9 protein-coding genes and 1 pseudogene are annotated in these 12,860 nt (G+C 71.3%); 6 read left to right on the top strand and 4 right to left on the bottom strand.

What is annotated here, in order from left to right; genetic code table 11:
* Positions 1-43 precede the first annotated feature (43 nt).
* A complete protein-coding gene (locus AC0KTA_RS30800; RefSeq protein WP_481051474.1) occupies positions 44-1,195 on the bottom strand; it encodes an acyl-CoA dehydrogenase family protein in 1,152 nt (383 codons plus the stop codon).
* Between the two features lie 97 nt (positions 1,196-1,292).
* On the opposite strand from AC0KTA_RS30800, the gene AC0KTA_RS30795 reads away from it, so the two are divergent.
* The gene (locus tag AC0KTA_RS30795) at positions 1,293-1,940 is read left to right on the top strand and encodes a TetR family transcriptional regulator (protein ID WP_481051473.1); all 648 of its coding nucleotides are present in this window, start codon (positions 1,293-1,295) and stop codon (positions 1,938-1,940) included.
* A 251-nt stretch (positions 1,941-2,191) separates the two neighbouring features.
* Here the strand turns inward: AC0KTA_RS30795 and AC0KTA_RS30790 are convergent, their stop codons facing one another.
* The 3 genes and pseudogenes from AC0KTA_RS30790 to AC0KTA_RS30780 form a co-directional block, all read right to left on the bottom strand.
* Positions 2,192-3,277, bottom strand: a complete 1,086-nt coding sequence (locus AC0KTA_RS30790; protein ID WP_481051472.1) for a Zn-dependent alcohol dehydrogenase — start codon at positions 3,275-3,277, stop codon at positions 2,192-2,194.
* 65 nt (positions 3,278-3,342) lie between these two features.
* Positions 3,343-4,731: an aldehyde dehydrogenase family protein gene (locus AC0KTA_RS30785; RefSeq protein WP_481051471.1), complete on the bottom strand. Its 1,389-nt coding sequence runs from the start codon at positions 4,729-4,731 to the stop codon at positions 3,343-3,345.
* 213 nt (positions 4,732-4,944) lie between these two features.
* Positions 4,945-6,030 (bottom strand): annotated as a pseudogene (locus tag AC0KTA_RS30780) (endo-1,4-beta-xylanase); the annotation flags it as partial.
* Positions 6,031-6,151: 121 nt separating this feature from the next.
* On the opposite strand from AC0KTA_RS30780, the gene AC0KTA_RS30775 reads away from it, so the two are divergent.
* From AC0KTA_RS30775 to AC0KTA_RS30755, 5 genes are all read left to right on the top strand, one after another.
* Positions 6,152-7,165, top strand: a complete 1,014-nt coding sequence (locus AC0KTA_RS30775; RefSeq protein ID WP_481051470.1) for a LacI family DNA-binding transcriptional regulator — start codon at positions 6,152-6,154, stop codon at positions 7,163-7,165.
* 214 nt (positions 7,166-7,379) lie between these two features.
* Entirely contained in the window at positions 7,380-8,705 is a 1,326-nt protein-coding gene (locus tag AC0KTA_RS30770) for an extracellular solute-binding protein (protein ID WP_481051469.1), read from the top strand.
* Between the two features lie 26 nt (positions 8,706-8,731).
* Positions 8,732-9,652, top strand: coding sequence for a carbohydrate ABC transporter permease (locus AC0KTA_RS30765; protein ID WP_481051468.1), 921 nt, complete (start codon positions 8,732-8,734; stop codon positions 9,650-9,652).
* Positions 9,649-10,536 carry a carbohydrate ABC transporter permease gene (locus tag AC0KTA_RS30760; protein WP_481051467.1) on the top strand — a complete coding sequence of 296 codons (888 nt, stop codon included), beginning with the start codon at positions 9,649-9,651 and terminating at the stop codon, positions 10,534-10,536. The genes AC0KTA_RS30765 and AC0KTA_RS30760 overlap by 4 nt, the downstream gene beginning before the upstream one ends.
* Before the next feature lie 13 nt (positions 10,537-10,549).
* A complete protein-coding gene (locus AC0KTA_RS30755; protein ID WP_481051466.1) occupies positions 10,550-12,790 on the top strand; it encodes a beta-xylosidase/alpha-l-arabinosidase in 2,241 nt (746 codons plus the stop codon).
* Positions 12,791-12,860 lie beyond the last annotated feature (70 nt).

Genomic DNA, 12,860 nt, shown 5'->3' with positions numbered 1-12,860 from the left:
CCTACCCTGTAGGTGAGCAAGCGCTTAGGCAAGTGGGCGTCCGTCAGAAGGCGGACACGCCCGTCAGGGCCCGCCCTATGACCAGCTTCTGAATCTGGCTGGTGCCCTCGTAGAGGGTCATCACGCGGGCGTCACGCAGCAGTTTGCCGACGGGGTACTCGTCGATGTAGCCGTAGCCGCCGAAGACCTGGAGGGCGTTGTTCGCGGCGCGCACCGCGGCCTCCGAGGCGAACAGCTTGGCCTTCGAGGACTCGGTGGCGAAGGGCTGCCCCCGGTCGACGAGGTCGGCGACCCGCCAGGTGAGCAGCCGGGCCGCGTCGACGTCCACGGCGATGTCGCTGATCAGTTCCTGCACGAGCTGGTGCCGGGCGATGCTCTTGCCGAACTGTTCGCGCTCGCCCGCGTACGCGACGGCGGCGTCGAGGGCGGCCTGGGCGATGCCCACGCACCCGGCGGCCACCGACATCCGCCCCTTGGCCAGGGCCGACATCGCGACCGAGAACCCCTTGCCCTCGGGCGCCAGCATCGCGTCCGCAGGGACGCGCACGTCCTCGAGCACCAGCTCGGCGGTGGCCTGGCCGCGCAGGCCGAGCTTGCCGTGCACGGCGCGGCGGGTCAGGCCGGGGGTGTCGGTGGGCACGAGGAAGGCGGAGACGCCCTTGTGACCGGGGGTGTCGTTGGTCCGCGCGAAGAGCAGCACCACATCCGCCCAGGTCCCGTTCGTGATGAACATCTTGGACCCGTTGACGACGTACGCGTCCCCGTCGCGGACTGCCCGGGTGGCCAGATTTCCCGCGTCGGATCCGGTGCCGGGCTCGGTCAGGCCGAAGCAGCCGACGTACTCCCCGGAGGTCAGGCCCGGCAGCCAGCGCCGCTTCTGCTCCTCGCCGCCCCAGGCCGCGACGGACTTCGCCACCAGGCCGAGCGAGACGGACACGATGCCGCGCACCGAGGAGTCGCCGCGCCCCAGCTCCTCCGTCACCAGGCAGTACGCCAGGTGGTCACCGCCCGAGCCGCCGTACTCCTCGTCGATGGTCAGACCCAGGAAGCCGACGTCGCCGAGCTGCCGCACGATCGACTTGTCGATGCTCTCGGCGCGGTCCCACGCGGTGACGTGCGGAGTGATCTCACGCTCGACGAAGTCCCTGGCGAGCCGCCTGACGTCGGCCTGCTCCTCGCTGAGCTCCAGATTCATCGCGGGCACCCCACCGTCTTCCGCCAGCGTTGCGCACGCTGTTCCAGACTTAAATTACCACTGCTAGTTTCTGTCGGCAGCCCCTACTATGTGCCGCATGGCCCGACCGCGCAAGCCCCTCCTCAGCCGAGATCGCATCGTCGACGCGGCGCGCGCCCTCGTGGACGCGGAGGGTCTGGCGGCGCTCTCCACGCGCCGGCTCGCCGCCGAGCTGGGTGTCAGCGGGCCCTCGCTCTACAACCACTTCCGCACCAAGGACCAGATCCTGGAGGCGGTCGCGGACTCGGTGAGCGCGCAGGTCGATCTGTCGATGTTCGAGGACGGCCGCGAGTGGCGTGCCGCGCTGCACGACTGGGCCGTCTCCTACCGCGCCGCCCTCACGCTGCACCCGAACATCGTGCCCGTCCTGGCCCGCGGGCCCGGGCGGCGGCCCGCCGGGCTCCGGCTCGCCGACGCGATGTTCGGCGCCATGGTCGACGCGGGGTGGCCGCCCGCCCAGGCCACGTCGATCGGCGCGCTGATGCGGTACTTCATCATGGGGTCCGCCCTCGGCTCCTTCGCCGGCGGCTTCGTCGACGACGAGACGGCGTACGATCCCGCCGACTATCCCCACCTCGGTCAGGCCCACCTCCTCGCCGAGCATCAGCAGCTCGTGGACGAGAGGGCCTTCCAGGCGGGGTTGCAGGCGCTGTTGGACGGCTTGGCCGTCCAGTACGAACGCCTCGCCGCGACGCGGGCGGGGTGACCGTCACGGGGGCTCCGCCCCCGGACCCCCGCTCCTCAAACGCCGGAGCGGCTATATCCCCCACCCACCCGCCCTATCCAGCCCTACGGCACCGAGTCGGCACACACCGGCACACACTCAGCCCGCCTCGGCGACGTTTCAGCCCGTCCGGCGATTGAGGACGAGGCCGTCCAGGCCGATAGCGGGGGTCCGGGGGCGGCAGCCCCCGGTTACGGGAAGGGGCGGGCTTGGGGAGCCCCCGGCAGGGCCCCTCAGAACACCACCAGCGCACGGCCCCCCTTCCCCGCCAGCATGTTCTCGAACGCCGTCGGGATGCCGTCGAGGCCGATGCGGTCGGTGACTAGGGTGGTGAGGTCCAGGCGGCCCGCGCGGACGTGGCCGGCGAGGACGGGGAGGTCGGCGGCCGGGTCGGAGTTGCCGTAGACGCAGCCGGACAGGGTGCGGCCCCAGTGGAAGATCTCCAGAGCGTTGAAGGTGACCTGCTGGTCCTTCCCGCCGATGCCGACGACGGTGGTACGCCCGCCGCGCCGCGTCGATTCCCACGCGGCGCGAATCGTGACGGCACGACCCACGCACTCCACGGCCACATCCACGCCGTGCCCTCCGGCCAGCTTCCGCACGTCGCGGGCAGTGGTCTCGGAGGCGACCACGTACTCCGTGGCCCCCGCCGCCCGCGCCAACTCCTCCTTCTCCGGGGACACATCGACCGCCACGATCTGCGCCGCCCCGGCGATGCGGGCCGCCTGCAGCGTGGCAAGGCCCACCCCGCCGACGCCGAACACGGCCACAGTCTCGCCGGTGCGCACGCGGGCCGAGTGGTGTACGGCCCCGTACCCGGTGAGCACCGCGCAGCCGAGCAGCGCCGCGTCGGTGAGCGGGATGCCGTCGGGCACCGGAAGCACGCAGTTGGCCGCGACCACCGTCTCCTCCGCGAACGCGGCCACGTTCAGGCCGGGGTGCAAGTCGGTGCCGTCCGCCCGCCGCGCGTACACCGCACCCGCACCCGCGAGCGCGCTGCCGCACAGCCACACCTCGCCGAGCCCGCAGGCATGACAACTGCCGCAGGACGGGGCCCAGTTCAAGACCACGCCGTCCCCCGGGGCGACATGCGTGACGCCCTCCCCCACGGACACCACCGTGCCCGCGCCCTCATGCCCGAGCACCGCCGGCACGGGCACCCGCATCGTGCCGTTGGTCAGCGACAGGTCGGAGTGGCAGACCCCGGCGGCGGCCAGGCGCACCCGCACCTGGCCGGGGCCCGGCTCGGGCAGGTCGATCTCGGCGATCTCCAGGGGAGAGCCGACGGCGGGCAGGACGGCGGCGCGGACGCGGACCACGATGGCGTACTCCTAGCGGGGTGGGGCGGGGCAGAATTGCGGCGAGTGCAGAACTGCAGCGGCGTTCAGAACTGCAGCGACTTGGTCTGGAGATACTCGGCGAGCCCGTGCGCACCCAGCTCCCGGCCCACCCCCGACTCCTTGTAACCGCCGAACGGCGCCAGCGGGTTGAAGGTGCCGCCGTTGATGTCGACCTGCCCGGTCTGCAGGCGGCGGGCGAAGGCCACGGCCTCCGCGTCGTCGGCGGCCCACACCGCGCCCGCGAGGCCGTACACCGTGCCGTTGGCGATGGTCTCGGCTTCGGCCTCGTCCTCGTACCGGATGAGGGAGAGGACCGGGCCGAAGATCTCCTCCTGGGCGATGGTCATGCCGGGGGTGACGTCGGCGAAGACGGTGGGGCTGACGAAGTAGCCCTGCTCGCGCGGCGCTTCGGGGCCGCCCGCGACGAGGCGCGCGCCCTCCTCGACCCCGCGCTCGATGTAACCCCGCACGCGGGCCTGCTGCTTGGCGCTGACGACGGGGCCGATGCGGTCGCCGTACTTGGCTGCCGCCTGCCGGGCCAGCTCCACCGCCTCCTCGTACCGCGAGGTGTGCACCAGCATGCGGGTCCAGGCGCTGCACGTCTGGCCGGAGTTGGCCATGACGTTCGCGACGCCGACGTTCACGGCCTTCGCGAGGTCGGCGCTCGGCAGGATGACGTTGGCGGACTTGCCGCCGAGTTCGAGGGCGACGCGCTTGACGGCGGCGCCCGCGGTCGCGCCGATCTGCTTGCCGACGGCCGTGGAGCCGGTGAACGAGACCAGGTCGACGCCGTCGTGCTCGGCGAGGGCCTGGCCCGCGACCGGCCCGAGGCCGGTGACCAGGTTGAACACGCCTGCGGGCAGGCCCGCTTCGTGCACGATCTCCGCGAACAGCTGGGCCGTCAGCGGGGTGTCCTCGGCGGGCTTGAGGACCACCGTGCAGCCGGCGGCGAGGGCGGGGGCCACCTTGGCGACGATCTGGTGCAGCGGGTAGTTCCAGGGCGTGATCGCGCCGACCACGCCGACGGGCTCGGCGTAGACCGTGGAGTTGCCGACCCTCTCCTCGAAGGGGTACGTCGCCGCGAGGTCCGCGTACGAGCCCGCGACCAGGATCGGCACGCCCGCGTGCACCGCCTCCGAGAACTTCAGGGGCGCGCCCAGCTCGGCGGTGACGGTCTCGGCGATCTCGTCCTTGCGGGCGATCAGTCGGTCACGTACGGCGGCGAGGTTCGCTGCGCGCTCGGCGGGGGCGGTCTTGGCCCAGGCTGGGAAGGCCTCGCGGGCCGCGTGCACCGCCGCGTCGATGTCTTCGGCTGTGCCCGCCGGGACGTGGGCGATGAGCTCTTCGTCGGTGGGGTTCACCACGGGGATGGTGTCCGTGGTGGTCGCGGGGCGCCACGCGCCCGCGATGTACATGGCGTCATGGGCCTTCATGTCCCCCAAACTAGCGCCGATAGTTTTTCTGCGCCAGGGTTGTTTTCCCCTACCCGCCCGCCCTTCACCCCGGGCTGTACCCGTATGGGGCTTCGCCCCTTTCCCCCTTTATCGGCCCTTCGGGCCTCGTCCTCAAACGCCGGACGGGCTGATTCCCCGGAGGCCTGTCGGCGCCTCGGCCTCCGGGGAACGTCCTTGCGTTCAGGCGGACCAGCCGAGTGCCTCCGCTATGCCGTAATACGCGGGCTTGGGGCGGAAGCTCTCGTCGTACGGAGTCGCCGCGCCCTCGCCCGGGAAGAAGTCGGGGATCCAGGAGTCGGAGTCCGTGAAGCCCCAGACGGTGATGCCCTTGCAGCGCGCCACCGCGAGGCAGGCGCCGGTGACCGCCTTGTAGTCGGCCCTCTGCTGGGCGAGTTTGGCGGCGGTGGCCGGGACCTGCATCCGGATGTCGAGCTCGGTGATGACGACGTCCACGCCGAGATCGGCGAACCGCTTGATGTTGGCCTGGAGCGTGGACGGCACCTGGCCGAGGATCAGATGCGCCTGGAGGCCGACGCCGTCGATCGGAACACCCTGCGCCTTCAGGGACTTGACCAGGTTGTACAGGGCGTTCGACTTCGCGTTGACGCCCTCGACGTTGTAGTCGTTGACGTACAGCTTGGCCTTCGGGTCCGCGGCGCGGGCGGCGGTCAGCGCCTCGGCGATGTAGGAGTCGCCGAGCTTGGTCTGGAAGATCGACTGCCTGCGCGAACCGTCCTCGTTGAACGGCTCGTTGACCACGTCCCAGTGGTCGATGCGGCCCTTGTAGCGGCCCGCTTCGGCGGCGATGTGGTCCTTCATGATCGTACGCAGCTCGCCGGCGGACCAGTTGCCGTTGTTCAGCCAGGACGGGAGCTGGCTGTGCCAGACCAGCGTGTGGCCGCGGACCTTCTGGCCGTGCCCTTCGGCGAACTGTACGACCCGGTCCGCGCCGGACCAGTTGAAGCTGCCGCGCTGCGGTTCGACCGACTCCCACTTCATCTCGTTGCCGGGAGTGATCGAGTTGAACTGGTCGGCCGCGACGGTGGCGTAGGTGCCGTTGAGCTTGGAACCGGTGACGGCTGTTCCGTAGTAGATGCCCTTGGCTGCGGCGAGTGTCTTGAGTTGGGGGTCGGCTTTCCGCTGCGGGTCAGCTTTCCGCTGCGGGTCGGCGGCGGTTTCGGTCGCCGGGGATGCGGTGCCCGTGCCCGTACCTGCCAGGATCAGCGCGGCCGCGGCCGACAGGGCGAACGCGGCTCTGCGTAAGCTCGATAGCTTCATGGGTGTCCCTCTCCTCTAGGCTTCACGTCAACTCCGATATTCCGGAAGACTTCTGCAAAGTTTCGAGAGTGCGTCCGGAACGGTAGAGGCGTGACGGGGACTCGTCAATGGAGGTGGGGAATTGGAGCAGTCCAGGAACAAGGTGACCATCACCGAGATCGCCCGGGAGGCCGGGGTCTCGGTGCCGACCGTGTCGCGTGTGGTCAACGGCCGGTCCGACGTGTCGCCCCGGACCCGGGCGCGGGTCGAGGACCTGCTGCGGCACTACGGCTACGAACGGCGGACGGGCGCGCCCGGCAACCGCGCCGCCCTCGTCGACCTGGTCTTCAACGACCTGGACAGCCCCTGGGCCGTGGAGATCATCCGCGGCGTGGAGGAGGTGGCGCACGCGGCCGGGATCGGCACGGTCGTCTCCGCGATCCATGGCGCGTCCGGCTCGGCCCGCCAGTGGATGAAGAACCTGCGGGCCCGCGCCTCTGACGGCGTGATCCTGGTGACCTCCGTCCTTGAACCGGTCCTTCACGACGAGTTGCGGCGGCTCGGCGTGCCGCTCGTCGTCGTCGACCCGGCCGGCTCGCCCGCCCTCGACGCGCCGACCGTGGGTGCCACCAACTGGGCGGGCGGGATGGCCGCGACGGAGCATCTGCTCTCGCTCGGTCACCGTCGGATCGGCTTCATCGCGGGGCCGCCGCGGCTGCTGTGCTCCCGGGCCCGGCTCGACGGCTACCGGGCCGCGCTGGAGAGCGCGGGCGTGCCCGTCGACGACGCGTTGATCACGCAGGGGGACTTCTACCACGCGTCCGGGTTCAGCGGGGCCGGTGCGCTGCTCGATCTGGCCGAGCCGCCGACCGCGCTCTTCGCCTCCAGTGACCAGATGGCGCTCGGGGCGATCGAGGCGTTGCGGCGGCGGGGGCTTCGGGTGCCCGAGGATCTGAGTGTGGTGGGCTTCGACGATCTGCCTGAGGTGAGTTGGTCGGCGCCGCCGTTGACCACTGTGCGGCAGCCGTTGGCCGACATGGGGAAGTTGGCGGCTCGTACGGTGTTGCGGCTCGCGCTGGGCGAGGAGCCGGTGTCGCCTCGGGTCGAGTTGGCGACGGAGCTTGTTGTGCGGGCGAGTACGGCGGGGCGGGGCTGAGGTTGGGGCCCTGCCGGGAAGCTCCCCAATCCCGCCCCTTCCCGTAACCAGGGGGCTGCGCCCCCTGGACCCCCGTATCGCCGCTCCGCGGCTCGTCCTCAAACGCCGGACGGGCTATATGCGTCAAGGGCGTTGACACGTCTCGACGTCGGCCGTAACTTCCGTGCGCATCTACCGATAATTTTCGGATCTCTTCCGGAAGGTGTGCGATGCGATGCCTACCACTCGACTGCGCCGGCGCTTAAGGACTGCCCTTGCCACCGCTGTACTGACGTTCGCCGCCACCGGCCTCGCCGCCTGCGGGACCGGGGGGCCGGAGGGCGGCGGGGGTGGTGGTGGCGGTTCGCTCGAGGCCTGGGTGTACGGCGATCCGTCGGCCGCCGTGCAGCGCAAGGTCGTCGACCGCTTCAACGAGAACTCGGACGTCAAGGTGAAGCTCGTCGAGATCCCCGGCGAGGGCTACCAGGACAAGATGCGTACGGCCATGGGTACCGCCGGCGCCCCCGACATCTTCTTCAACTGGGGCGGCGGCTCCATCAGCGACTTCGTCGCGAAGGACATGCTGGTCGACCTCGGCCCGTACCTGGAGAAGGATTCCGCGCTGAAGAAGGCGTTCATCCCGTCGATCCTCGACGCGGGGCGCGTCGACGGGAAGTACTACGGCGTCCCGATGCGCGGCATGCAGCCGGTGATCCTCTTCTACAACAAGGAGGTCTTCCAGGAGGCGGGTGCCCGGCCGCCGTCCTCCTGGGACGATCTGCTCGGGCTCATCGACACCTTCAAGGACGAGGGCGTCACGCCCTTCGCGCTCGCGGGTGCCGATCCGTGGACCGAATTGATGTGGCTGGAGTATCTCCTCGACCGGTTCGGCGGCCCGGAGGTCTTCCGGAAGATCGCCGAGGGCGACGCGTCCGCCTGGCGCGACCCCGCCATGATCAAGGCGGGCGAGACCATCCGCTCCCTGGTCGGCCGCGGTGCCTTCGGCAAGAACTACAAGTCCGTCAACTACACGGCGGACGGCGCCTCCACGCTGTTCGCCCGCGGCAAGGCCGCCATGCATCTGATGGGCAGCTGGGAGTACGCCAACCAGAAGGCCAACCAGCCGGACTTCGCCAAGTCGGGCCTCGGCTGGACCGCCTTCCCCGCGGTGCCCGGCGGCAAGGGCGATCCCAAGGACGTCGTCGGCAACCCCACCAACTACTGGTCCATCAACGCCTCCCAGGTGAAGAAGGGCGAACGGCGCGACGCGGCGGTGAAGTTCCTGGAGTTCGCCTCCCAGGAGAGCTACGCCAAGGACCTCGTCGCCAACGGTGACGTGCCGACGACGGCGGACGCGAAGGCGCAGCTGTCCGCGCACGAGAACCCCGAGTACGCCACGTACCAGTACGACATGGTGAGCAGGGCCCCGGCCTTCACGCTCTCCTGGGACCAGGCGCTGCCCGCCAAGTTCACCGCCCCGCTCCACAACAACCTGCAGAAGCTGTTCAACGGCGATCTGAGCCCGAAGGGCTTCGCCGACGCGATGGGGGAGGTGAAGTGACTCCGGCCGGCGGTCCGGTCAGTCAAGTGAAAGGCCGCGGTGGCCGTGGCTCCGGGCGGGCGGCTCGCGGGCCCGGGCGTCCCGGGCTCCTCTGGGCCCTTCCCGGCGTCCTGTTCTTCCTCTGCTTCGCGCTCGGGCCGCTCCTCCTCGTCGGCTATCTGTCCTTCACCGAGTGGGACGGGCTCGGCGGTCTGCCCTCCTTCAGCGGCGCCGGCAACTGGCGCCGCCTGTGGGAGGACGCCACGATGCGGAACGCGGTGGTCCTGAGCCTGCTGCTCACCGCGCTGACCTGGCTCGTCCAGACGCCGATCGCGCTGCTTCTCGGGGTCTGGGCGGCGGGCCGCCAGAAGAACCGCGCCGTGCTGGGCGCCATCTTCTTCCTGCCCCTGCTGGCCTCCTCCGTGGCGCTCGCGCTGCTCTGGAAGACGCTTCTCGACCCCAACTTCGGGCTGATCGCGGACGTCGGGCCGTGGATCGGCTTCGAGGACGGCGACGTGCTCGGCTCCTCGCGCGGCGCGTTCGGGGCGGTCCTCTTTGTGGCGGCCTGGCAGTTCATCCCGTTCCACACGCTGCTCTACCAGGGAGGTGCCCGGCAGATCCCGCGCTCCCTCTACGACGCGGCGGCGATCGACGGGGCGGGCAGGGTGCGGCAGTTCTTCCACATCACGCTGCCGCAGCTGCGCAACACCGTCGTCACCTCGTCCGTCCTGATGGTGGTCGGCGCGCTGACGTTCTTCGACACCGTGCTGATCCTCACGGAGGGCGGCCCGGGCACGGACACCACCATCGTCCCCTACTGGATGTACGAAACGGGCTTCGTCTCCCGCGACATGGGCTACGCGAGCGCGATCGCCACGGCGCTCGTCGTGGTCGCGACGGGCGTCTCGCTGCTCCTCGTCCGGCTCACCGGGTTCGCGGCGATGCGCTCTACCAGGGAGGGCCTGTGACCGGCACGCTGGAACGGACCACGGCGACACGTCCCGCGGGTACGCCGCCGAAGAGGGCCCGGCGGCGGCGCGGGCGCCCCAACCTGCCCGCCGGGGCGGCCGCGCTGATCTGGCTGGTGATCATCGCGCTGCCGCTGTACGTCCTGCTCGCCACGACCCTCCAGTCGCGCGACGCCTACTTCGACCGCGGCGCGCTCTCCGTCCCCACCGACCCGACGCTCGACAACTACCGCCGCGTCCTGGACAGCAGCTTCTTCACCTATCTCCTCAACACCGCGGTGGTGACGGTCTCCTGCGTCGCGATCGTCCTGGTGCTCGGGGTGTGCGTCGGCTACACCGTGGTGCGCGCCCGCGGCCGGGCGGCCAGCCGCCTCTTCCAGCTGTTCCTGCTCGGCCTCGCGATCCCCGCCCAGGCGGTGATCATCCCGGTCTTCCTGCTGATCACCAAGTTGCAGCTGTACGACTCGCTGCTCGCCGTGATCCTGCCGACGGCCGCGTTCTCGCTGCCCGTGAGCGTGCTGATCCTCGCCGGTTCGATGCGGGACATCGACGAGGAGCTGTACGAGTCGATGGCCCTCGACGGCGCGGGCCCGGCCCGCATCCTGCTGCGCCTCGTCGTGCCGATGTCCCGCGCGGGCATCTCCACGGCCGGCGTGTACACGGCCCTGCAGGCATGGAACGGCTTCCTCTTCCCGCTGATCCTCACCCAGTCCCGCGAGTCCCGGGTGTTCACGCTCGGCCTGTACGACTACGTCGGCGAGTTCCGCGTCGACGTACCGGCGCTGCTCGCCGCCGTGGTCCTGTCCATCGTGCCCATCTTCGCCGTGTACCTCTTCGCCCGCCGTCAGCTCGTCGACGGTCTGATGGGCGCGGGCGGCCGCTGACTTGAGGAGTTCCATGGTCCACCCCTGGCAGGACACCACGCTGCCCGCGTCCGTGCGGGCCGCCGATCTGCTCGCCCGGATGACCGCGCGGGAGAAGCTCGCCCAGCTGTACAGCGTCTGGATCGGCGCGGAGGAGGAGGGCGAGGATGTGGCGCCGCTCCAGCACGAGGTGACGGAGCTGGTCGACCTGGCGGAGCTTCTCCCTTACGGCCTGGGGCAGTTGACGCGCCCCTTCGGCACGGCGCCGGTGGCACCGGCCGAGGGCGCCGCCCGCCTCGCCGCCCTCCAGGAACGCGTCCGCGCCGCGAACCGCTTCGCGCTGCCCGCCGTCGCGCACGAGGAGTGCCTCACCGGCTTCGCCGCCTGGCAGGCGGCGATCTTCCCCACGCCGCTCGCCTGGGGCGCCTCCTTCGACCCCGACCTTGTGGGCAGGATGGCCGAGGCCATCGGCACGTCGATGCGGGCGGTCGGCGTCCACCAGGGACTCGCCCCGGTCCTCGACGTCGTACGCGACCCGCGCTGGGGCCGCACGGAGGAGTCGATCGGCGAGGACCCCTACCTGGTGGCGACCATCGGCACGGCGTACGTCCAGGGCCTGCAGTCCGCGGGGATCGTCGCCACGCTCAAGCACTTCGCGGGGTACTCGGCGTCGCGCGGCGCCCGCAACCACGCCCCCGCGTCGCTCGGCCCGCGCGAGCTGGCGGACGTCATCCTGCCTCCCTTCGAGATGGCGGTACGTGACGGGGGCGCCCGCTCCGTCATGGCCGCGTACAACGACGTCGACGGCCTCCCGGCGCACGCCCACCACGCCCTGCTCACCGGGGTCCTGCGCGAGGATTGGGGGTTCACCGGCACCGTCGTGTCGGACTACTTCGGGGTGTCGTTCCTGGAGTCGGCCCACGGGCTCACGGACTCCCGTGCGGGGGCGGCCGCGCTGGCTCTCGCGGCGGGCGTGGACGTGGAGCTTCCGGCGGTGCGGTGTTTCGGGGCGGGGGCCGCCCCGAAGGACGCGGTGGGCCTGGCGGAGGCGGTGGACCGGGCGGCCTTGCGCGTGCTGACCCAGAAGTGCGAGCTGGGACTGCTCGACCCCGACTGGGCGGCGGCCTCTGCCACGACCCCCGTGGATCTCGACCCGCCCCATATGCGGTTGCTCGCACGCGAGTTGGCCGAGGAGTCGGTCGTCCTGCTCGCCAACGGGGCCCCCGGCGGCTCCGGGCTTCCCCTCGCGCCCGGTGCGCGGATCGCCGTGGTGGGGCCGCTCGCCGACGACCCTGCGGCGATGCTCGGCTGCTACACCTTTCCGCGCCATGTGGGCGTCGAACACCCGGAGTTGCCGATGGGGGTCGCGGTGCCCACGCTCCTTCAGGCGCTGCGCGCGGAGTTCCCGGAGGCGACGTTCGTGGCGGACCCGGCCGACGCGGACGTGTGCGTGGCCGTGGTCGGCGACCGGTCCGGGCTGTTCGGGCGCGGCACGTCGGGCGAGGGCTGCGACGCGGCGGACCTCGAACTGCCGGGCGGGCAAGGGGCGTTGCTCGACCAGCTGCTCGGCTCGGGCACCCCCGTCGTCCTCGTCCTGCTCACCGGCCGCCCCTATGCCCTCGGGCGGTGGGCGGACCGGCTCGCCGCGGTGGTGCAGGCGTTCTTTCCCGGCGAGGAGGGGGGTGCGGCGGTCGCGGGCGTGCTGTCGGGGCGGGTGAACCCGTCCGGACGCCTTCCGGTCAGCGTGCCGCGGGATCCTGCGGGCCAGCCCTGGACGTACCTCGCTCCCCCGCTCGGCCACCACGGCGAGGCCAGCACGCTCGACCCGACGCCGCTGTTCCCCTTCGGGCACGGGTTGTCGTACACGACGTTCGCGTGGGAGGCCTCCGGGTTCCCCGCGGAGCTGTCCACGGACGGTGAGGCGACGCTGCGCGTCACGGTCACGAACACCGGCTCCCGGTCCGGGACGGAGGTCGTGCAGCTCTACCTCCACGATCCGGTGGCGCGGGTCGCGCGGCCCGTGGTGCGGCTCGTCGGGTATGCGCGGGTGCCGCTCGGGGCCGGGGAGTCGGCGGAGGTGCACGCCACGTTCTTCGCCGACCTGGCGGCTTATACCGGGCCCGATGGGCGGCGGGTGGTCGAGCCGGGGGCTCTGGAGCTGTGGGTTGCCGCTTCCAGCTCGGCCGTGCGGCATCGGGTGGGGGTGACCCTGACGGGTCCGGAGCGTGTGGTGGGTCCGGGCCGTCGTCTGCGGTGCGAGCTGCGGGTCAAGTAGGGCGGGGCCTACCGGCGGTCCCCAAGCCCACCCCTTCCCGAAACTGGGGGCTCTGCCCCCAGACCCCCGC

It is taken from the genome of Streptomyces sp. Y309 (assembly GCF_056712025.1).
The sequence above is the reverse complement of the archived record's forward strand: the minus strand, read 5'-3'. Positions and strand labels throughout refer to the sequence as shown.

What these genes read in the sequence shown, in the direction of transcription:
- AC0KTA_RS30800 (WP_481051474.1), bottom strand. Translation starts at nt 1,195, where the DNA reads ATGAATCTGGAGCTCAGCGAGGAGCAGGCCGACGTCAGGCGGCTCGCC.
- AC0KTA_RS30795 (WP_481051473.1), top strand. Translation starts at nt 1,293, where the DNA reads ATGGCCCGACCGCGCAAGCCCCTCCTCAGCCGAGATCGCATCGTCGAC.
- AC0KTA_RS30785 (WP_481051471.1), bottom strand. Translation starts at nt 4,731, where the DNA reads ATGAAGGCCCATGACGCCATGTACATCGCGGGCGCGTGGCGCCCCGCG.
- AC0KTA_RS30770 (WP_481051469.1), top strand. Translation starts at nt 7,380, where the DNA reads ATGCCTACCACTCGACTGCGCCGGCGCTTAAGGACTGCCCTTGCCACC.
- AC0KTA_RS30755 (WP_481051466.1), top strand. Translation starts at nt 10,550, where the DNA reads ATGGTCCACCCCTGGCAGGACACCACGCTGCCCGCGTCCGTGCGGGCC.